This window comes from Methylotuvimicrobium alcaliphilum 20Z (genome assembly GCF_000968535.2).
Taxonomy (GTDB): domain Bacteria; phylum Pseudomonadota; class Gammaproteobacteria; order Methylococcales; family Methylomonadaceae; genus Methylotuvimicrobium; species Methylotuvimicrobium alcaliphilum.
Genome location: NC_016112.1, coordinates 524,893 through 547,398, shown reverse-complemented (window position 1 = coordinate 547,398; position 22,506 = coordinate 524,893). Strand labels below are relative to the sequence as shown.

General features: G+C 53.9%; 14 protein-coding genes. 1 reads left to right on the top strand and 13 read right to left on the bottom strand.

Translation table 11 applies throughout. From position 1 onward, the window contains the following. Positions 1-28: 28 nt before the first annotated feature. The 5 genes from tgt to MEALZ_RS02410 all read right to left on the bottom strand — a co-directional run bounded on the left by tgt (position 29) and on the right by MEALZ_RS02410 (position 6,616). Positions 29-1,144 carry a tRNA guanosine(34) transglycosylase Tgt gene (gene tgt / locus MEALZ_RS02430; RefSeq protein WP_014147001.1) on the bottom strand — a complete coding sequence of 372 codons (1,116 nt, stop codon included), beginning with the start codon at positions 1,142-1,144 and terminating at the stop codon, positions 29-31. Positions 1,145-1,272: 128 nt separating this feature from the next. Next, positions 1,273-3,249 (bottom strand): monovalent cation:proton antiporter family protein, encoded by a 1,977-nt coding sequence (locus MEALZ_RS02425; RefSeq protein ID WP_014147000.1) that lies wholly within the window; start codon positions 3,247-3,249, stop codon positions 1,273-1,275. Between the two features lie 58 nt (positions 3,250-3,307). Continuing rightward, positions 3,308-3,655 (bottom strand): P-II family nitrogen regulator, encoded by a 348-nt coding sequence (locus MEALZ_RS02420; RefSeq protein WP_014146999.1) that lies wholly within the window; start codon positions 3,653-3,655, stop codon positions 3,308-3,310. 317 nt (positions 3,656-3,972) lie between these two features. Beyond that, positions 3,973-4,320 carry a phenylpyruvate tautomerase MIF-related protein gene (locus MEALZ_RS02415; RefSeq protein ID WP_014146998.1) on the bottom strand — a complete coding sequence of 116 codons (348 nt, stop codon included), beginning with the start codon at positions 4,318-4,320 and terminating at the stop codon, positions 3,973-3,975. Positions 4,321-5,752: 1,432 nt separating this feature from the next. Continuing rightward, positions 5,753-6,616: an aldo/keto reductase family protein gene (locus MEALZ_RS02410; RefSeq protein ID WP_014146996.1), complete on the bottom strand. Its 864-nt coding sequence runs from the start codon at positions 6,614-6,616 to the stop codon at positions 5,753-5,755. Positions 6,617-7,021: 405 nt separating this feature from the next. Between MEALZ_RS02410 and MEALZ_RS02405 the strand changes: the two genes are divergently transcribed. Continuing rightward, positions 7,022-9,121 (top strand): polysaccharide deacetylase family protein, encoded by a 2,100-nt coding sequence (locus MEALZ_RS02405; RefSeq protein WP_014146995.1) that lies wholly within the window; start codon positions 7,022-7,024, stop codon positions 9,119-9,121. A gap of 730 nt (positions 9,122-9,851) precedes the next feature. Here MEALZ_RS02405 and MEALZ_RS02400 read toward each other — a convergent pair. The 8 genes from MEALZ_RS02400 to MEALZ_RS02355 all read right to left on the bottom strand — a co-directional run bounded on the left by MEALZ_RS02400 (position 9,852) and on the right by MEALZ_RS02355 (position 22,490). Beyond that, positions 9,852-11,801, bottom strand: a complete 1,950-nt coding sequence (locus MEALZ_RS02400; RefSeq protein ID WP_014146994.1) for a transglutaminase TgpA family protein — start codon at positions 11,799-11,801, stop codon at positions 9,852-9,854. After that, on the bottom strand, positions 11,798-12,772 hold the full coding sequence (locus tag MEALZ_RS02395) for a DUF58 domain-containing protein (RefSeq protein ID WP_014146993.1): 975 nt from the start codon (positions 12,770-12,772) through the stop codon (positions 11,798-11,800). Before MEALZ_RS02395 ends, MEALZ_RS02400 begins: the two co-directional genes overlap by 4 nt. 609 nt (positions 12,773-13,381) lie before the next feature. Further along, positions 13,382-14,287, bottom strand: coding sequence for an AAA family ATPase (locus tag MEALZ_RS02390; RefSeq protein WP_014146992.1), 906 nt, complete (start codon positions 14,285-14,287; stop codon positions 13,382-13,384). Positions 14,288-14,353: 66 nt separating this feature from the next. Then, positions 14,354-15,055 (bottom strand): hypothetical protein, encoded by a 702-nt coding sequence (locus MEALZ_RS02385; RefSeq protein WP_014146991.1) that lies wholly within the window; start codon positions 15,053-15,055, stop codon positions 14,354-14,356. Between the two features lie 496 nt (positions 15,056-15,551). Continuing rightward, a complete protein-coding gene (locus tag MEALZ_RS02375; RefSeq protein WP_014146989.1) occupies positions 15,552-16,082 on the bottom strand; it encodes an REP-associated tyrosine transposase in 531 nt (176 codons plus the stop codon). Between the two features lie 611 nt (positions 16,083-16,693). After that, complete coding sequence (locus MEALZ_RS02370; protein WP_014146988.1) at positions 16,694-18,172, bottom strand: type II secretion system protein; 1,479 nt, start codon at positions 18,170-18,172, stop codon at positions 16,694-16,696. Beyond that, complete coding sequence (locus MEALZ_RS20545) at positions 18,163-20,565, bottom strand: S8 family serine peptidase (RefSeq protein WP_014146987.1); 2,403 nt, start codon at positions 20,563-20,565, stop codon at positions 18,163-18,165. Before MEALZ_RS20545 ends, MEALZ_RS02370 begins: the two co-directional genes overlap by 10 nt. Positions 20,566-21,524: 959 nt before the next feature. Next, positions 21,525-22,490 carry a hypothetical protein gene (locus MEALZ_RS02355; protein ID WP_162472906.1) on the bottom strand — a complete coding sequence of 322 codons (966 nt, stop codon included), beginning with the start codon at positions 22,488-22,490 and terminating at the stop codon, positions 21,525-21,527. Between the last annotated feature and the right edge of the window lie 16 nt (positions 22,491-22,506).

Sequence of the window (22,506 nt, the reverse complement as noted above, 5' to 3'; positions counted from 1 at the left end):
TAGTAGTTGTTATACAAAAAGGCCGCCATTATGCCACATCGGGAACGTTTTTACCTCGTTGTTGATAAAACTGCTTGACATAATCATCCAAGCTCCGAGTTTCGATCGCCTGCCGAAGTTCCTGCATCAATTGCAAATAATAATAAAGGTTATGAATCGTATTGAGCCGCGAGCCGAGCATTTCGCCGCACTTGTCTAAATGCCTTAGATAAGAGCGCGAATAATGCCGGCAGGTATAACAGCCGCAATTTTCATCGAGCGGCCCGGTATCGAACTGGTAACGACTGTTGCGGATTTTAATGACGCCGCTCCGCGTGAACAAATGGCCGTTGCGCGCGTTACGAGTCGGCATCACGCAATCGAACATATCGACGCCGCGCCGGACCGCTTCGACCAAATCTTCGGGCGTGCCGACGCCCATCAAATATCGCGGTTTATCGGACGGCATCATCGGCTGCACGGCATCGAGCATCGCCAGCATTTCCTCTTTCGGCTCGCCGACCGATAGCCCTCCGATCGCATAACCGTCGAAACCGATATCGACCAAACCCGCCAACGATTCTCGCCTTAAGTGTTCATACATGCCGCCCTGCACAATACCGAACAAGGCCGAAGGATTATCGCCATGCGCTTTTTTACTGCGTTCGGCCCAGCGCAAAGACAGACGCATCGAATCGGCGGCCTGATCGACCGAAGCCGGATAAGGCGTGCATTCGTCGAAAATCATCACGATATCCGAGCCTAAATGCCGTTGCACAGACATCGATTCTTCCGGCCCCATGAAAATCGAGCTGCCGTTGATCGGCGATTTGAAGGTCACGCCCTGCTCGGTGATCTTGCGCAAGGCGCCGAGACTGAACACCTGAAAGCCGCCGGAATCGGTCAAAATCGGCTTATCCCAATGCATGAAATCGTGCAAATCGCCGTGCGCGTTCATGACCTCGACACCCGGCCTCAACATCAAATGAAAGGTATTGCCAAGAATGATTTGCGCACCGACATCGTTCAATTCTTCCGGCGTCATCGCCTTGACTGAACCATAAGTGCCGACAGGCATAAAAACGGGCGTTTCAACAACGCCGCGCGCAAAGGTCAGGCGGCCGCGCCGCGCAAGGCCGTCCGTATTGAGTAAATCGAATTGCATATCAAAAATGAGAAAGCCGAGCGAAGTTCCGGCAGATTTAGCCTAAAAGCGCGCTATTATATCGGAGTGTCCAATTTTCTGTCAGATATTAGCCGCGGCAAAACGTTCGGCTAACAAGGCTTGCGCCATCAACCGAGCAAAAGCCGCTCGGCCCGGTCCAAAGTGCCGGGCGCTCCGAACAGCACGACGACATCACCTTCGACGATGAACACATCGAGCGGATCCTCCTCTCTGCTCCCTTGCCTGACCAAAGACGAAACCGTCACGCCGTCGAAAGCAAACTCGGAAAGTTTTTTGCCGATTCCCCGACTACCCGGCAACATCAAAACGCTGCGCAGCCCGTCCTCCGTCAGAATATTCGGATTATCCGAAAACACATCCTCGCCGCGATACAATTCGCGCAGCAGCCGGTAACGGCCGGCCCGCTGCTGCTGCATCCTGCGCACGACACGCTTGAACGGCACGTTTAGCAACAACAACGCATGAGACGCAATCATCAGTCCAGCTTCGAGCACCTCGGGCACGACTTCGGTCGCGCCGGCTTGCCGCAATTCATCGACATGGGCCTCGTCGCGCGTTCGCACCATGACCGGCAAATCCGGACGCAATGCGCGAACGTGATGCAAAATCTTTTTCGCCAACAACACATCGTCGTAACTGATCACGAGCAATTTGGCGCTATCGATGCCCAAGGCCTCGAGAATGTCGCGCTCCGACGAGTCGCCGTAATAGACCGGTTCACCAGCGACATGAGCCTCTTTGATACGCGCCGAATCGAGATCGACCGCGACATAAGGAATTTTTTCCTCTTCGAGAAAATGACCGACACTCTGTCCGATACGACCGTAGCCGCAAATGATCGCATGATCGTGTAGATGTTGCGTCGCATCGGCACTAACCGGCAACGTTTCGGGATCATTTTGACGCCTTACCGACCGTCGTACCAACAAGCCGGCCAGAACATGGTTATAGCGAATCAGAAAAGGCGCCACTATCATTGAAAACAATACCGAAGTAAAGACGATCTGTGAATATTGATTGGCAATGGCATTGACGTCGAGCGCGATCGCAAGCAACGCAAAGCCGAACTCTCCGCCGACCGCGAGCAAGAACCCGGTACGCCATGCAGTCAGACCGTCGAGACCCGACCAGCGCACGATCAGCGCGACCAAGACCGTTTTCGACACGAGCATCGCGATGGTGCCGATCGTTGCCCATTGCCAATTCTGAGGAATCGCTGCAGGATCGAACAGCATGCCGATGCTGACGAAGAACAAACCGATCAAGACATCGCGAAACGGCCTGATCGTCGATTCAACCTGATGCCGAAATTCAGTTTCACCGAGCATCATGCCGACCAGAAACGCGCCAAACGCCATCGACAAACCGAGCTGGCTGGTCGTCCACGCAGCCAACAGCGATACGAACAGCACCGTCAGCGTGAACAGCTCGGTGGAACGCCTTGCCGCGACGCTATGAAACAACGGGCGAAGCAACCATCTGCCCAGCATGAAAACCAGCAAAAATGCGACAATAGCCTTGGCCATTGCCCAGCCGAGCGATTCGAACAACACGCCGGCATCGTCATCAAGCACGCCGAGCACCGGAATGACAACAATCAAAGGCACGGCTGTCACGTCCTGAAACACTGACATCGCAACACCCAATCGGCCGTGCCGGCTATTTTCCTCCCCCTGCTCGGCGAGTTGTTTGCTGATGATCGTCGTCGACGATTGTGCGAACACCGCGCCGATCACGAACGAGGTCGCCGGCGGCAAACCGAGCAACCAACAGCCCGTGCCGATCAACGCTGTCGTCAAAACGACTTGCCCGGTGCCGAGACTCAAAACTTGACCGCGCAAGGCATGGATCTGTGGCAACGAAAAACTCAGACCGATCGTGAACAGCAAAAACACGATACCGAATTCGGCAACTTCCCGAATCTGTTGAACGTCGATGACCGGCCCCGGCGTATGCGCGCCGAACAGCACCCCGACCATCAGATAGCCGAGACTTGAGGGAATGTGCAGTTTCTGAAACAGGATGACGGCAGCCACGGACGTGCCGAGCATCAATAATATCTGCACAAAGGCTTGTTCTATCATCGGTTGGTGCGCTTGTTTTCGAATAAAATGTTAAATAACTCAAAGCAACGGCAGTCGCTCATACGAACGGCTTCTTTTTTTCCAGTTCTTTGACATGCTCGCTGAGCCCCAAGGCCTTGTCGACATCGAGCTGAATCGCGATGCCGGTGCCGAGACTTTCATCGAGATTGCCGGCTTCGGTAACCGCCTCCAAAATACGTTCGGCCCGCCTCGCCTCGGCCAGTATCAGCACGACCGCACGCGGGCTCAATATTTCGAAACCCAAAATACCGACGACTTTTTCGAGACCTTGCCCACGAGCCTTGCTGATGATCGTCGCACCAGTCGCACCGGCGTTTCTCGACGCGTCCATAACGTCTTCAACCTTGTCCTCATCGACAAAGACCATAATCAATTTAAATAACATAAAACCTCCTTTCTCCTTACTGTGAAAGTTCGTAGATTTAGACTCTTTATCTAATTTTCGATATACAAAAACTCAGCAACGAAAATGCCGGCTCCGAAGAGAGTGCGGTTGCTCGATCGACAAGCGCGTCGGCGGCAGGGCCGATTTTTGCTCCATGCAAAATCGGCATTCACGCCATCCATGGCAATCAGATTCCGCCGTCGAGCCTTCATTTGCCGGAGTGATAATAGCACCTTCATGTACGTTAGGTGATCACAATTATCGAAGGCTGAATCGCAGGGCAAATCTGCACAGTCGCCGCGCAACCTATCACTCGCTCATCCGAATGTTGAACCGTTCCATCCCCATAATTCCGCCGGGCAATTGCTGAATTCGATATAAACGCGATCGGGCGGTATCGACAATTCCTTTTCCAGCAAGCGGCTTAATGACGTCGACAACGAACGCGCCTGAGCGCCGCTCAAGCCGATACTTTTACATTCGAGATAAGCCAATGGCTTATCGCTCCCGCCGAACAACATCGGCTTGCCGGAAGCCAGCTCGACCATGACATAGCGCTCCGACTTACCGGTCTCTTTGGCCATCAGTTGCGACATTTCAGCCAGTAATGGCGAAGATTTTTCATCGGTGATGGGCGTATTGGTATTGAGTTTTAAATAAGGCATCGCAAATTCCTCTTAAGATACGGTAAAAAATAACATCCCTAAATGTGTATGGGTTCCCACGGAGGACCGTGAGAACCAGGAAAAAAAGCAGTAGGATGGGTAGAGGCGAAGCGAAAACCCATCTTAGGGTGATAAAACGTTACGAACGGGTTTATAAAACCCGTCCGGCAAGTGACATCGGGAGCTTCGATAAAATCCCCGGCTGCCGAGTATCGGTGGCTTCGATAGTCGCGACGAAGGCGTCGCTCCCACAGAGGATTGCAAGCGCTGATAGGGGTAGGGAAGATTTCTCTCCCCTCCCTCCGAACCGTGCATGCGGTTCTCCCGCACACGGCTCTCCAGTCGGTGGTTTCCTCATCGGGACAAGCTGGTGAGCAATGGTGTTATTAATTGGTGAACCCCATTACTCCGCGTTACCACGTCAGCCCGCAAACTCGGTTTGATTCGTTACCTTCGGCTCCCTTCAACGGCTGAGCCTCTTTAAGCCTTTTACCTGAGGTTGGCTTAATGGCCGTGACACCGAACGCTACCTCGTTTCCACCTTCCTACCCTTCTTTCCTATGGCCGGTTTTGCTAGCCGGCTTTTACCATCTTTTCCCCTCTCGGTTTAGGCTCGTGTTTGTTTTCTCTGTTTCCGCCTGGTTTCCCAGCGGTGCCACACTGTCCTCGCCTTGCCTTGAGCTTCCTCGACTTACGGTAATATAAGGGTTCTGACTCCTGCCACGGTCACCTCCGTAACAGGTCTCCCCAGTTTCTTCACAATACCTTCTGAACATTCCACTCCCAACCACAAGGTAGGCCCATTTATCGTTTTATCTGCCACAACAACGTAAATGATGGTTTTCAGGCTTCGTCGACTCCCAGGGGACTCGCCGCCTTACCCCGCCGAATCGGATTCGCTTTACTGCGGACTGCTCTTTTGCCTCCAGTTGCTCTCCACCCCACCTCGCGGTGACGCAGTTACTTTCAGCTACGACGTTATGGCTTACGCCGACAGGGACTTACACCCTGCTGATTTTGTGCCCTCCTGGGCGCACTGGGAGCGATCCCCTGATCGCGATTTCGAGGCCGACAATGTTAAGTGACATAAAATGGTATCGAGGCCTCATTAGCTAAGATTGCATAAGGATAATTTATAACTTATATATACTTCGCGCGGTCCTCCGTGGGAATCCCTACCTTGGCTACCGAGACAAGATCAGTATGCATTCCCAGACGGGGAGCGGTGCAAGCTGCATCGCCTAGCGCTTGCCGCTCCCCATGATGGGTTTCCGCTTCGCTACTACCCATCCTACTACCCTGCTACCCCCGACGCCGAGCCGCCCCTATCAAATGGCTCTCGCCTAGAATGGGTAGAGGCGGAAGCGGAAACTCATCACCACTGCCGGCATGCGGGAACGAGGATCATTGAACAATGACTCGAATCATCGATTCAAGCCGCAACATTTTCAATCATAGCTATTTCATCTGCATTGAACGCGAAGTCATATACCGACAAGTCTTGTTTCATGTGCTCCGGATCGCTCGTGCCGGTCAACGGAATCATACCGAGTTGCAACGCGAAACGAAACACGGCCTGCGCCTTGGTACAGCCGTGACGCTTTGTAACCTGATCCATGATAGGGCGGTTCAATTCGGAAACGTTCGCCGTCAACAACGAAAAGCCTTGGTAAACGATGCCATGATCGCGACATTGCTTTCTAACCTCGGAATCCCATTGCGTCCGAGCAAAACATCGGTTTTGCACGAATGCCGGCTTAATCTCGGCAAATTCAATCAAGAGCCTTAATTGATCCTCACTGATATTCGAAACGCCGATCAATCGAACCGAACCGGATTTGCAGAGACTTTCCATCGCTCGCCATACTTCGCGATCCGCTTCGGCCAGACCTTGGCCTAGCGAAGGCCCATGCAAAATGAAGGAATCCAGATAATCGGTGCCCAAATGCTTTAGCGTGCGGCTGAACGACTGCTCGACCTGCGTGGCGTAATCCGCATCGGGATCGTAAGGAAGCCGATGATCTTGACTCGCCGCATAGGTAAACTTGCTTTGCAGAAACAGCTCGCCGCGTTTAAGTCGGCCCTCCCCCAGCACCTTGCTTAGCGCATGTCCGACGCCCTCTTCGTAATAATGCCGCCGCTGATTCGCGGTATCGACGGCCCGAAAACCGGCTTCGATCGCGGCCAAAACCAATGCCTCGGTCCGTTCTTCCTTCCAGGCCGTCCCATAAAAGAAACTTGGGACTTCAATACCTTGAATCAAACGTACCGGACCCATTCGAATATCTTCACTCATACCCCGCCCCCGTTAAATTTTAAAAAACCCTTTAATAACAGACCATACATTACTCCCTTTTGATTGAAAAACCGTCTAAGAATATAACCTGATTAGCAAGTTTCTTCAGCTAAAGCCCAAAAACCAGCGTATCCCTAGCAGGACGGGGTTTGCAACCCCGTCCTAAACGTTTTGACTTTGGCCGAAGTCAACCGAATTGTTTAGGGCAAACCGAAACGTTGGGGACGGGTTAAATAACCCGTCCCGCAGAAGTGGCTACGACTAGCCCCTGCCCGGACAGTTGGCTTCGGCAAGCTGAAGCATCTTGCTAATTAGGAACCCTAAAGCCCCCGACACAGTCGACAGATTGATTAAGAAGACCTACACTTTTATCATTCTCGGTCGTTGAAATCATAGGACATAAAGATGAGTATTTTTTCCAAACTATCGGATATCAATTGCCCCGAATCGCTTGCTTGCGATGCCTCGGGAAAAAATCCATCATTCGAGATCAGCTTTCGCGCCGACGGCATAATCCCGTTTCCGCAAGTGATATTGCATGGCGAAGGCCGGCAAAAAATCATAAAGGATGAGGCGATCGACAGCCGGGCCGACGACAAAGGCGGCTATATTTATACCGCAAAGATACCGGCCGGTTTATTTGCCGCAAACCATATCCATATACAGATCGAAGGTTGCCGCCAGGCCGACTTGAGCCGGGCCGGCGGAGACGACTGGATCAAAGTCTACCGAGATCTCCGGCTAGAAGCTCCTCCCCGCGCCGCACGAAAAATAGAGATTGCAGACGGCGTCAAGGTGTACTTCGGCATTCACAAACACATGCACCAACCCTATTACCGCGCGGCCGACCCCGATTATTGGGATGGCGAAAAAGACGAGATCTTCGGATCTCGGGTCGGCAATTACACCGGTTTCCTACCGGCCGCGGTACGCCAATATGACGAAGGAAACTTGCCGCATGCCGGCCTATCCACCAGCTGGAGCGGTTCGCTGATCGAACAACTCGATCGCTGCGAAGCGCAAGGCTTGTGCGGCGGCCGTTTCTCTGGCTGGAAAAACGAGTTGCGCGGCATCGCCGGCGCCAAAACCGCACTCGGCAATCCCCGCATGGCTTTTTCCGCGTTCGGCTACTTTCATCCGCTGATGGCGCTGATCCCGGAGCGCAACATCGTGCGCCACATTCAGTGGCACCAAGACGCCATACGCGCCCACTTCGGAGCCGAAGCCTCCAAAGTCTTGTTTCCCCCGGAGACCGCCTTCCATGTACGCATGATTCCGGCACTGAAGGAGGCAGGCATCGAGGCGGTGATCTACGATTCCATCCACCGCTACCGCGCCTGCCGCGACTATCCTTACGCCGGTATCAACGAAGGCATGCTGCCGCCCAACCCCGCGGAACAAGTCAACCCGCCGGTCGACGATTGGCTGCAACTGCACAACATCTGGGCCGGCTCGAAAATTTCTCCAAGCCTGATGCGGCCCGAATATATCGCCTACGAAGACCCTGACGGCAAGATTCATAAAATCATCGGCATTCCGGCCGAGCGCTACATCGGCAACGAAGATGCCCGGGGCGGCTTCGGCGCCTTGCAATATCCCGACGTACTCGGTCAGGTTTACGACAGAATCGTCGAAACCGGCAGTTTCGATCCGAAACATCCGCCATTTTTTCTGCTGCATTCCGACGGCGATAACCACGGCGGCGGCGCCGACAGCTATTATCATCACAACACCGGCGAACTGGTGCGCTGGCTGCATCAAGACCCGCGCTTCGAACTGACCACCAGCGAGGATTATTTGCAGCGTTTCCCGCCCGACCCAGCTCAGGCCGTGCATATCGAACCCGGCTCCTGGAGCGGCGCCGATAACGGCGATCCGCAGTTCATGAAATGGTTCAGCCGCTACGACCAACCCTACTCACCGGACCTCAACTCCTGGGCCGTTCTAACGGCACTGCAAAACCTCGTGCATACGATCGAAGACAGCGCGCCGGAACATGCCGCGCTGCAAGAAGCCTCGCGCTTGATGCTCACGGCCGAAACCAGCTGTTACTGGTATTGGACCGGTCAGGACGTCTGGGATAAACAAGTCACCGAAGCGGCCAATAAAGGCTGGCAATTACTCGGCAGCGCCGTTAAACAAGTCGGCGACAGCACCGGACCTACCATTTTCGCCCCCTGGGTTACGCCGGAAAACCCAGGCGGCGATTGCTGGGGACAGGGTTGCCTTAAAGCCGCGCCGAGAGAAGCCACGTTGCATACTTTCATCCACGATCTATCGGGCCTGAAGCGCTCGACACTCGTACTGCGCACAGCTTCCGGCGAGAAACGCCTAGATCTCAACAATCACGGCCCATATCCAAGCCACACCGGCGCCTCGGTATCGGCCGATTATTGCACCGCGTCCTTACCGGTCGGGGCAGGCAATGTGCGCTACTACATCGAAGCCGAAGACTCACGCGGCAATGTCTCGCGCAGTGCATTGGAGAGGATTTATTTGGCATGAAGTCGGTAGGTAACAATCCATCCAACAGGGTCGCTCTTGCGTAGGATGGGTAGAGGCGGAAGCCGAAACCCATCGCTTTTCTCCCCATCGCCGATTCTCCCGCCGGACAGATATTATAAACTCGTCCGTAACATTTCCTGCCGTTTGCGGGAGACCATGATGGGTTTCCGCTTCGCTCCTACCCATCCTACAAGGTGGCTCTTGCGTAGGATGGGTAGAGGCGGAAGCCGAAACCCATCGTTTTTCGCCGCCGCCGGTTTTCCTGCCGGACGGGTGTTATCAATCCGGTCGCAATGCTTTTTTGCCGTTTGCGGGTACCCGTGATGGGTTTCCGCTTCGCTGCTACCGATCCTACAAGGTGGCTCTTGCGTAGGATGGGTAGAGGCGGAAGCCGAAACCCATCGTTTTTCGCCGCCGCCGGTTTTCCTGCCGGACGGGTGTTATCAATCCGGTCGCAATGCTTTTTTGCCGTTTGCGGGTTTCCGCTTCGCTGCTACCCATCCTACAGGGTCGCTCTTGCGTAGGATGGGTAGAGGCGGAAGCCGAAACCCATCGTTTTTCTCCGCCGCCGGTTTTCCCGCCGGACGGGTATTATCAATCCGACCGTAATGTTTTTTGCCGCTTGCGGGTACCCGTGATGGGTTTCCGCTTCGCTGCTACCCATCCTACAAGGTGGCTCTTGCGTAGGATGGGTAGAGGCGGAAGCCGAAACCCATCGGCCCTTCCGAATTCAACATCGCAACCCCGAAACCTTCCTTCTCAAGCGCCTAAAATCGCCGTCCGAATCCGCACGCTGATATTTCAATCTAACGAATATCTCGGTAATCTCATCGATATCGCGCGCCAATTCCGGACAATGCACCTTTGCTCTTTGCGCAAAATCGATCGGTCCTTCGCTGCTTGCTCTCTCCACGCCCAACCGGGTCATTTTCCGGCAAAAATTCCGATACAATTTCACCACCGGATCGTCACGCTTGCCCCAAGGCCTCAACAACATACCCGCCAAAATCAACATCACCGCAAGCCATACGGCCAGCAAGCCGAACAACACCTCTTGCCAATGCTTCAGATGAAGGCGATTCAACAGATCGCTACGCGTCCCGCTGCCATAACTCACGATCCAGCGCTGCCAGTAATATTCCAAACTATTCCAAAACTGCTCGACCGGCTTCAAATCGGACCAGGAATCTCGAATTTCCCGGTCAATGGGCGCCGAGCCCGCCTCTCCGAAGTCCGAACGCTCATCCCTAAGCGAATCTTGCGAGGTCTGAACCGGCATAACGGCACTCGTAGGATCGACCCGAACCCAACCCTTGCCGTCCAGCCAAACCTCAGCCCAGGCATGCGCATCCGATTGCCGGACTTCTAAAAACCGGCCGATTTTATTGAACTCGCCGCCCTGATAACCCGTAACCACACGGGCCGGAATATCGGCGACCCTCAATAAATAAACAAACGCCGTCGCATAGTGATTACAAAAACCCGTTTTGGCCTCGAACAAAAATGTTTCAATCGGACGATCCGGCATCAAAGGCGGTGTCAGACTGTATTGAAAACCCTGCCGCCGAAACCACGCCAACACATTATTCAAATACCGCTCGGGCGCCTCGTCAAAACCGTGTAACTGCCGAACCAAAGACTCGACTTCAACGGAAGGCTCGCCGGGTAATTGCCGGTTTTCCGCATACTCCGAACGCGTAATGCGACCGGTGTTATAGTGCGAATAAGACACCAGCTTAAATTCGGCGGCCTCCTCGCTCCGAACCCGACTAAGCAACTGATAATTGGCATCGCGCCGCAACGAATCATCGTATTCGACGGGCATCTCCAGCCCATACACCCATGAGTGAGCTTGCGGTTCCAGCAACAAGCGATAGGCATACGATTGACCGGATACCTGCAAGGGTTCTTGATAATACTTGGCATGAGCATTAGTAGACCTGCGCCACCGAACACCGTCGGTAAAACTAAACACCGGGCCGCGCCAATACAATTGATCCTTAGGCGGCATCGCACCGTCAAACTTGACCCGGAACGCCAGTTTGGGCGACAAAGCCAATTGATCGAAAGCGCCCGGCTCCAAAATATCGCCGAGGCCCGACTGCGCCCGATGCTTTTCGTCATTCAAAAATGCCCAGGCAGGCGCCTGCACCCGAGGGAACACCATGAATAAAATTGCCGTCATCGGCAGGGCCTGCAAAAACAAATACGAAATCCTGCGCAATACATCGACGCGAAACAGACGGCCATGCTGATTCACGGCGACCAAACAGGCCAACAACAACAAACTGACCGACAAACCATAAACGGCGGCAACGATGTTTTGCCAATACAAAAACTGAGCGGCAATGACGATAAAGCCCAAATAAGCAATCAAATAAACATCGCGCGGCTTATTCAACTCCAACAACTTCAAGCCCAAGGCCGTCACAAACAAGGCCGTACCGCTACCGATCCCCCATTCGCCTTGATGATGAGCGACCAGCAAACCAATACCGACCAACATCAACACCGAAGCGGCCATACCCTTAGGCAGACAATTCGGATAACGAATACCGCAAAAACGCCAAACCCACAACACCCCAAAAAATACGGATAAAAGCGGCGGAATATGACCGACGTGAGGCAGCACGATCAAAGCGACCGCAAATAACAAGCCTCGCAAGATACCTGCATTCATGATCGCTCGCCCTCAAAAAGAGCCAAAGCCTTCAAGCAGCGGGCTCGATGCGAAGCACCGTGATCCGGCGGAATACGGCAGCCCGGCAAACGCAAGCCATAACGCAAACCGGCCGTATCGGCATCCAAAATCCAGCGGCATAAACGGCTCAAACGATCTTCGGTTCGCTCCCCGAAAGCCTGCCCATAATCCAACCACAACTCGGTGCCGACCGACTCGCCGGCATATTGTTTAGACAACAAGCCTTGACCCTTGGCATAAGCCTTCCAATGAATCTGGCGCAACAAATCTCCCGCCTGATATTCGCGAGTGCCGATAAAATCGTCTTGCCCGCCGCGGTCGCTAACGCTCTGCCCGGCTGCGTCAGACCCGCTTGCGTCTGGAAAAGGCACGACATCCCGAGCCGGCTTCGGATAAACCAAAATCCGATCGCTAAAGCGCAGCGGCGACCAGGCCCGGAAAAGACCCAACGGATAATGACTGGCCAGCGTTATCGCGCCAATCGAATGCCAACCGCGTTGTTGAGTACGCATATATAAGGTGAGCGTTTTACTTTGCCGAGCCTCCAAATCGAAAACCGACTCGTTTTCCAGATGCGCCGACAAAGCATGGCGTCGAGTGTCCGTCGGATTACTCACCGTCAATGACAAACCCGCCGATTCGCCGGCAAAAACCGGGGCCGCATAACCGGTTTTTACCACCAACCCGGCCAGCGCCCGATAGGTATGCAAAATCGACACAAAAAATAGGCTAGCCAGAAAAAACGCCAAGCCGTACACCAAATTATTGTTATAAATCAGAGCGACCAACAACAATAACACAATGGTATAAACCAAGCTCAGCCCCCGCTGCGTCGGCAAAATAAAAACCCGCCGCCGCGTCAACTCCAACGGACCGCTCGCAGACTCGTCCCGCCTGAAAAAACGCCCGAACCCGAAACCTTGTTTCAATGACGCTAGATCTGCGTTCATCCCACACCTCTAACCGTAATTCGTTTCAAAATATACCTTTCGCAATCTTAACCAATGAGACGTCGATTCCATTTATTGTCACTTAACACCCTTGGATATCCCACACCTAACGCTCGTTGATCCGCGTAGAGTACGCTGTGCGTACCATGGTAACCCCTCGATGTTCATGTGCCAGCCGAACCGTCAGGGCACGGCTTTGGTACGCGCAGCGTACCCTACAATTTATGTATAACGATGAGCGCGGGGCGGGTTATTCAACCCGCTCCGAACGTTTCGATTTGCTCCAAACATTTCGGTTGTAATTATTCACAGCCCCTATCGTTCCCACGCTCCGGCGTGGGAACGATAATTTCCGGGGGACTGAATAGTTACTTTCGGTTTACTTTGGCCACGGGCGAAACGTTTAGGACGGGGTTTAAACCCCGTCCTGCTCAGATACCGGTTCCGAAGAGGGTGCGGTTGCTCGACCGACAGGCGTCGGCGGCAGGGAAAGCCGCCGTCGAGCCTACATGGACGTATTCACGGCGTCCTGTCGGGCGAGTGACCGCACCCTCCCCCACGTCTCAAACTTTCATTTACCGGAGCGTCGGCGGCAGGAAAAGACCGCACTCAAACCACCGGCACGTTTTGTAAAATCGGCGCCACGATAGCCTCCGAATTCCCCACCCCGGAACGAATCCGGTGCCCCGCAACCGCCGGCAATACCGCTTGCACATCTTCGGGCAACACCGCGTCGCGATTGGCCAACAACGCCCAAGCCTTAGCCGCGTTCAGCAAAGCCAAACCGGCCCGAGGCGATAAACCGCAATGATACTGATCGGATTGCCGAGTAAACGTCACGACCGCCAATACATAATTCAACAAAGCCGGCGAGGCATACACGCGCGCCACTTGATCCTGCAACTGCAACAAACGCTCTGCCGGCATCATCACCGGCAAATCCTCAAGCAAGCGATAGCGCGCCTCGCCGGACAACAACGACAACTCGGCGCGATGATCCGGATAACCCAGCTCGATCCGCATCAAAAACCGGTCTAATTGCGACTCGGGCAAAGAAAACGTACCCACATGATGATTCGGGTTTTGCGTGGCGATCACAAAAAACAACTCGGGCAAAGCATACGTTTCGCCGTCTACCGTTACTTGCCGCTCCTCCATCGCCTCGAGCAAAGCGCTTTGCGCCTTCGGCGAAGCCCGATTGATTTCATCGGCCAAGATCATTTGCCTGAAAATCGGGCCGGGATGAAACTTAAACGCATGCTCATTCGCCATAAACACCGACGAACCGATAATATCCGCCGGCAACAGATCGCTGGTAAATTGCAAACGCTGATAATCCATACCGAATAATTTAGCCAGCGCATGCGACAAAGTCGTCTTCCCCACGCCGGGTAAATCCTCGATCAACAAATGCCCTTTGGCCAGCAAACAACACACCGCCAATCGAATTTGCCGATCCTTACCCAGAATAATTTGATTCGCTTGGTTAATTAACGCTTCTAAGTCATGTTCCATACTGTCAATCCTTCTCGGTCGAAAATAATGTCGCGCAGGTCAGTGCCGTCAGAACCCGCAACAGTGTTAATAGTTATCGCAAGGCTCATTACGACCGGGATCGGGCATGCGTAGATAAAGCACCCGGTCGTCGTTGCGGTCGGAGGCATCTAGATTGCTAATCGTGGTATCAATTGCGGCGTCTTTTGGCCCAAGCCCATGCCCAGGTCCCGCCGAAACCAACCGCGCGTATTTAAAGGGATCTTCTGAGTCGCTGGTATCGATTGGAACTTGTAGAACAATCGGTCTGCCCCAGGCGTCGAATACATGATACAAATCTAGGTCCAGATCATTGTGATCGATATGCACCGTACCGTTTGGATTGCTCGACGAATCAAAAACAGCGCCGAAGCTGGCATGATATTGATCAGTTGATCTGCCACCGGTCGATAAATACGGATCTCGCAAACCGACTGCGGTCTTGGGATTATATTTATCCCGACCTCCAGCCACGAATAAATAATGCAAGCCATATTTATGATCGGGATTGTCTTTTGGTGAAGGATAATGGCCCAAAGTATCCATGTAATAACCCGGCCCCGCAGAACCACCCATGATTGCCTCTTTCACAACCGTCATCGACGCATCGGTCGCCCGGCACATCGCCATTTGCCCGGTGCCGACGACATAAGGCACCATCAACCCGGCCAGCGCAATCAACACCAGCAAGACAACACTCAACTCCAACAACGTCAAACCGCGTTGCAAAAAACAAGAACATCGTTTCATTCGCTCAAATCCTCAAAATACATGCTGCCGAACGGGTTTCCTGACGTTTGCGGGAACCCATGATGGGTTTCCGCTTCGCTGCTACCCATCTTACAAGGTGGCTCTTGCGTAGGATGGGTAGAGGCGGAAGCCGAAACCCATCGTTTTGCACCCCGCCGACGTATATTTTGCCGGATAGAGGTCATAAACCCGTCCGAAACGTTTTAATGGTTCCCACGCTCTGCGCTCATCGTTATACATAAGTTGTTTATTACCATCTTGCTATCTTAGCCAATGAGACCTTGATGCCATTTATTGCTACTTAACACTCTCGGCCTCGAGATCGCGATCAGGGGATCGCTCCCACAGAGCGTCCGCAGCCCTCTGTGGGAGCGACGCCTTCGTCGCGATTTCGAAGCGCTGCAGGATGGGTTTCCACTTCGCTGCTACCCATCCTACAAGGCCGCTCTTGCGTAGGATGGGTAGAGGCGGAAGCCGAAACCCATCGTTTCTACCGTCACTCTCCCGCCACCTCTAGGTCATCGCTGTAATCGCTCCCCCAAGACAAGGGATAAACCCCTCGTTCGACATAACGAAAAAATGTCGAATAAGGCCAATCCGCTACTTGCTTGACCCAACCATGCTTAACCGGATTAAAATGAATGTAATCCACATGCCGAGCAAAATCGTTATCGTCCCGAATGACATGATCCCAAAATCGCCGATGCCAAATACCCCGTTCACCCTTCCGTTTTCGACTTGCCGAACGCGGCTCGACATCCGGCAACTGCTCGGTAAACGCAGACTTGATTTGCCGCCAACGCATCGAAAAAGCATCGTCGCCCTCCGGCAAGGTCCAAATACAATGCATATGCTCCGGCAAGATCACAATGGCATCGATATGGAACGGATGCGCACGTTTGACTTCTGCAAAAGCGTCCCGCAGCGCATCGATATAATCGACCAATAACGCCTGTCGCCGATTGTATATAGCCACCGTAAAAAAATACGTTCCGCCTTTAACCCGATAACGCCGATAATTAGCCATATTCATCTCCACTCATCGATCGAACGAGACACCGCCACCGGACGGCTTGCCTACCGTTTGCGGGTACCCATGATGGGTTTCCGCTTCGCTGCTACCCATCCTACAAGGTCGCTCATGCGTAGGATGGGTAGAGGCGGAAGCCGAAACCCATCGTTTTTCGCCTCGCCGCCGGTTTTCCCGCCGGACGGGTGTTATCAATCCGGTCGCAATGTTTTTTTGCCGTTTGCGGGTACCCGTGATGGGTTTCCGCTTCGCTGCTACCCATCCTACAAGGTCGCTCTTGCGTAGGATGGGTAGAGGCGGAAGCCGAAACCCATCGTTTTGCACCCCACCGACGGATATTTTGCCGGATAGAGATCATAAACCCGTCCGAAACGTTTTAATGGTTCCCACGCTCTGCGTGGGAACGATGGAAGGCCGCTCTTGCGTAGGATGGGTAGAGGCGGAAGCCGAAACCCATCGTTTTTCGCCTTGCCGACGGATATTTTGCCGGCTAGAGATCATAACCCCGTCCGAAACGTTTTAATGGTTCCCACGCTCTGCGTGGGAACGATGGAAGGTCGCTCTTGCGTAGGATGGGTAGAGGCGGAAGCCGAAACCCATCGTTACAATTACCAATTAATTACAGGCAAATGTGCCTTCGAATAAAGATTTACGGCTACCGGTTGCCGCCCTACTGGGTATAGATCGTTCGTGCAAACTGAACCATTATGCTTATAAATACCGATCGCAATCGTTCCGAGCGGGATTTTATCTACAATTTCAGTATCCTCGTCATCCTCGTCTCTGAAATGAGTAAATCGGATCGTTTTCAAACCGCTTTCGGCCGAAATCGTTTTTGCATCGCTAACCAATGTTCCGATCAGTGAGTTGAGATTTCTGTAATAAATTTTCATACAAATCGATTTACTCTTCGGCGCGAAAATCAAATCACCAAACCAGACTTCATTGGCGCTCAAGCAATCGCTTTCATTGTCAATCGTTCCGTCATCACTGCAGTTTCGCCAGACTGCGGGACTCTCGCAATCCGTTTTTGTTGTTTTGAATTGGTCGGAACAACCATAGCCCTGTCCGTAATAGGTAAATCCCGCACTGTGACAGTCTTCTTTGTTTTTATCTGTGTCATCGGAACAATTGGACCAGCTTCCCGTTGTATGGGCTTCGCAACTCGATTTGTTGTAAAATCCTGCGATATCGCATCCACCGTACCAAAGATTGGGCTCTTCGCATTCGTCCCTTGAGGTTTTCTGAGGGTCGGAGCATCGTGAAAACATTGATAAATATTCAACGCCCGGCTTTAAAAAACTTACGCTTATACCCCCCGATATATTTACTAACCAATCATTGCCTCGCACTACAGGCTGGGAAGCCGGGCTAGGATAATCGGCATCGTAATAATCATCACCGTCGCCGCTAATTTGATCTTTGCCGTAACTCAAAATGGTTAGAGTTTTTTCTTCCAATGGAAGCTGATTGAAATACCACCCATAGTTGTGATCATTTGCTACGCCAATCCAGTCCGAAACGTCGCATGCACCTTGATCTGTATCGATAGACGTTTCGCAGTAACCTTTCGCTTCTCGCCCCCAGCCATCGGTGAACGCATATTCATCTGCCGGATTGCCGGAAATATTCAAATACGGCCCATTCCAGCCATATCTAAGACCAGTAGAATGAATCCTAGTCACCGGATTACTATTCCAGGCATCGGGATTCCATGTGCCACTAAGCCCCAAACATTCTGTTTCACTAACATCACCGGCATCAACATCACAATCTCCTTTCCTTTGAATCAACTCCCGAATATTAACCGGCAACCGCCCCATATCCGCCACAAACCCGCTAATCGCTTGCTGGCCGTTAATAATCAACCTCGGATTGCCGAGGATTGCGTTTCGGATCATTTCCAGGCGTTCTTTGGTTTGTTCGTAACGCACTTGAAAGCCTAGGTCGTTGGTCGAGCGTATCGCGATGGTTGCCAGTACGGTTAGTATCAACAGCGTTACGGTCAGTTCGACTAGGGTGAGTCCTCGCTGGCGGCGTTTCGGGGCGGGCATTCGGTCGATTCTGTCGGTCGCTATCAACGGCATCGTCTACCTCCTGGTCTGGAGTAGAGCGTTTTCAATATCTGCAAATCGCTTTGTCCGACCAGGCCGTCGCCGTCCAAGTCGTAGGCCGGTTTATGATCGCCCCGTCGATAGGCGCTGAACAGGCGGCGCCAATCGGCTTTGTCCACGCAGCCGTCTCCGTTGATATCGCCGGGCACCGCCAGTAGTTCGATATCCAGCACGGCTTGCGCGCCGCTTAAATCGACCGGCGCGTCGGTCGACACTTCCGCTTCGAGCAGTAAGCGCCGGGTCGGGTTGTTTCTCGGCATCACGCCGATGCTAAAAGCCGCCGTGCCGCCGGAAGGCAAGTCGGGGAGTTTGCATTCGACTTTCTTTCTGTTGAAGCTCGGGCAGCCGTCGACGTAGCGATAGCGGAGGAATTTCGGCAGACGCTTGGCGCTTACCTGTAAATTGGTCAAGGTTTGTCCGCTGAAATTGTGCACTTCGAAGCGATAGGCGAATTCGCGGCCGGCAATGACGAGAGGCTCGATTGCCTTTAGGGTTAAATACACGGAGTCGGCCGCATTACCGGCTTCGCTAAAAATCCGGTCCGCCTTTACCAGACCGCAACCGGTCCCCCAGTTGAAGTCGTCCGCGAATTCACAGTCCGGATTGGGTGGAGCCGGTTGTGAAACATTGCCTGCGGGATCGTGTAGCGGCAGGCTGCCTTTACGCATCGCCAGATGAACTTGATCGGGGCTTAAAAACGGAAACGCCTGTTTCAATAAGCCGGCCAAGGCGGCGGCATTCGGGGCTGCCGCCGAGGTGCCGGTAAAATTGGGAAAGCCGCTGCCGTCGTTGTCATTGCCAAAAAATGTCGTGTCGCTATTATCGGGCGCGACGATATCGGGTTTAAGGCGCTGTTCGGCCTGATTGTGCCTGATCCCGTTCCGATTGAAATAAATCGGCGTGCCGCCCGCCGATGAAAAATACTGAATTTTGCTGTCTGTAATCGGCGTTCCGAACCACGGCGTTTCCTCGTAGGGAATCGCGCCGACCGCCATTGCGCCGGCCGCGTTGGCATGACCGTAAACGGTGCCGCTGTGGGTGGGGTAGGTATCGATACCGATCGCCCCAACATTTTCGTTATCAACGCCACTTTCATCGTCCGGCCAAGGCGCGGGCGGGCCGAACATTACATATTTAACATGCTTGGGCGCGGGCCCGGCCCGATGGCTGATATATAAATAAAACTCGGTCGTTTCCATCGAGTGTTCGATGCCAAGAATCTCGACCGGATTGTGTCCGATATTGCTGTCCTGGCTGCTGGTCACGATGCGCCGTTTGCTATGATCCAATAAAAACAAATCCAGATCGGTTTTCGCGCCTGCTCCGCCGGCGATTTCAGCCGGGTCGTCCCATTGCAACACGATGCGCACACCCGTGTTTTGAGGTATTGTGATTTTCTGATAAAAATCGGAAGCCTGCCCCGCCGCCTTGCCGAAATCATGCGCAGTATCGGACGACAAGGGCTCGCGGCCCGACACGAAATCGTTTTCGTAAGACAAGCGGGCCATGTTCCCCGCCGAAGAAAAATAAGCGACGCCGCGCGCCTTGACTTCGTCGACCGATTGCGCGATCGGGCCGTCCTGAAACATCGGCATGGTCAGGTATGCGATGTCGTCGACGATGATATCGGCGCCGGCATCGGCCAAACGCTGAATGCCTTGGGCAAAGCCGGCCGCGCCCATCCATGCGGTATAAAACATCTGTTTCGCCCCCGGAGCGATGTCGTAAACCAATTGCATCATCGCCCGGCCTTCGTCGCTTAAACCCTCATCGCAAAACGGATAGTCCTGCAACACGACGACATCGTCCGGCAGATCGCCGCTTAGCACGTCGTCCGCCGCGCCATCCAAACAGTTGTAGCTATCGGACAAGACGCCGATCGTCACGCCGCTTCCGTCGACGTTATAGCGTTTGCGCACGACATCGGTGAACATCGCCGCATCGGCCGCGTTGTAGGCCAAGCCGCCGGGCGGTCCCAGCGCATGGCGGGATGCGCTCGATGCTTGCACCCAATTGACGCCGGACAATCCTTCGAGCTCATGCAAGCTTTCAATCGGAAACACGCCGGAAACGAGTTGTTTATAGCGGACCGCGTGCATCATGCCGATTGATTGCAAGTGTTCGAGCAGCGTTTCGGCCTGTGCCGAATCGGCTGCCGAAATGTCGATCACGACATAGCGATGATCGATCACCGACAGCGTTCGGTCGGCGGAAACGAAACTCTGAACGGATTTGCCGGCAGCGCTATGCTGACGGAATTCGGCTTGCAAGCGTTGCAGATGACTGCTCAAGCGTATGTCCGCGCCCTGTGCCGACACGCCGCAACAGACCATCAATAAAAACACTAAACGGTATCGATTCATCATAAGCATTCAAATTTAAGTGAAACGATGGGTTTCGGCTTCCGCCTCTACCCATCCTACGCAAGCGCCGCCTTGTAGCATGGGTAGCAGCGAAGCGGAAACCCATCCTGCAGCGCTTCGAATTCGCGACGAAGGCGTCGCTCCCACAAGGAGCCGTGTCGCTCCCAACATGTCATCGTTCCCACGCTCCGGCGTGGGAATGCAGCCCGAACCGCTCCGCGGTTCGGGGCGCTGGAGCGTCCCCGCCTGGGTTCCCACGCAGAGCGTGGGAACCATTAAAACGTTTCGGACGAGTTTATGACCTCTAACCGGCAAAATATCCGTCGGCGGCGCGAACAACGATGGGTTTCGGCTTCCGCCTCTACCCATCCTACGCAAGAGCCGCCTTGTAGGATGGGTAGCAGCGAAGCGGAAACCCATCCTGCAGCGCTTCGAATTCGCGACGAAGGCGTCGCTCCCACAAGGAGCCGGATCGCTCCCAACATGCCATCGTTCCCACGCTCCGGCGTGGGAATGCAGCCCGAACCGCTCCGCGGTTCGGGGGCGCTGGAGCGTCCCCGCCTGGGTTACCACGCAGAGCGTGGGGACCATTAAAACGTTTCGGACGAGTTTATGACCTCTATCCGGCAAAATATCCGTCGGCGGCGCGAACAACGATGGGTTTCGGCTTTCGCCTCTACCCATCCTACGCAAGAGCCGCCTTGCAGGATGGGTAGCAGCGAAGCGGAAAACCATCCTGCAGCGCTTCGAATTCGCGACGAAGGCGTCGCTCCCACAAGGAGCCGGATCGCTCCCAACATACGCATTCAAAATCCTGATTAGCAAGATGCTTCAGCTTGCTGAAGCCAATTGTCCGAGCAGTGACCAGTCGTAGCCACTTCTGCGGGACGGGGTTGCAAACCCCGTCCTGCTAGGGACATGCTGGTTTTTGGGCTTTAGCTGAAGGAACTTGCTAATCAGGTTCAAAATTGTAAATTAATGCCTAAATTCACGCCGACCGACTCGCGCGACAGGTCTTTGAATCGCGACTCCACGACCTCGCCGTTGGCAAAATAAAACCGCTCCTGCCCTGGATCGCCCTGCCATTTTTGATAATCGAAACTCAGACTCAAGCCCCAGCCCTCGGGACGCATATAACGGTATCCCAACGATCCCAGATAACCGGTTGCATCGGCTTCATGCTCGAAACTATCGGGATGACGCACATCGGCCAACTGCCGCCAGTCGCCGGATGCCTCGTAATCGGCCCAATGATACTGCGCGGAAACAAACAACTGGTGATAGTCGAGCCAGGTCAAAGACGTATCCAGGCCGACCCAAGGCCCTTGCCAACTCGCGGCATAGCGGTTTTCTTCCACGCCTTGCATTACATAACGTTGCCGACGCCAGGCATAACCCGCCAAAGGCGTCGCGGCGAAGGCAACCGATTCGGTGTCGCCGACCTGTAGGCGGTAACCTAGTCCGACCGAGACATCCCAACTATAACCGTCACCGGCATTCTGGGAATTCGGTGCGCCGTCGAAGCCGGCTTCCTGTCCGCTGCCGTTCAAAACCCAGGCGTAACCGGCATCGCCGCGTAGCGTAATGCCGCTCGGCGAAACGATATCCATGCGGCCTTTTAACTTCCAGGTGTCGAGGTCTTGCCATTCGACACGCGTAATCGGGTCTATCGCACCATCCGCCGAAGCGACGCTCCACGCCAGGCTTTCCCGTTGATAACCGATATCGCCGGCGACCAAAACGCTAAAATCGTCGACCACCTGCCGCCGATGCCGGGGATATTCATCCAAGGTTTCGGCTTCGGCCTCCGGGTCGAAAATGACCATTTGAAAGGACGTCATTTCATCTTGATCGAGTCCGGCCGTTATATTCGTTACCGAAATCGGCGCGGGCGGCGTCTCGAAGACATGCATGTTAAGCTCGGGCACTTGCCCCCAAGCCGAA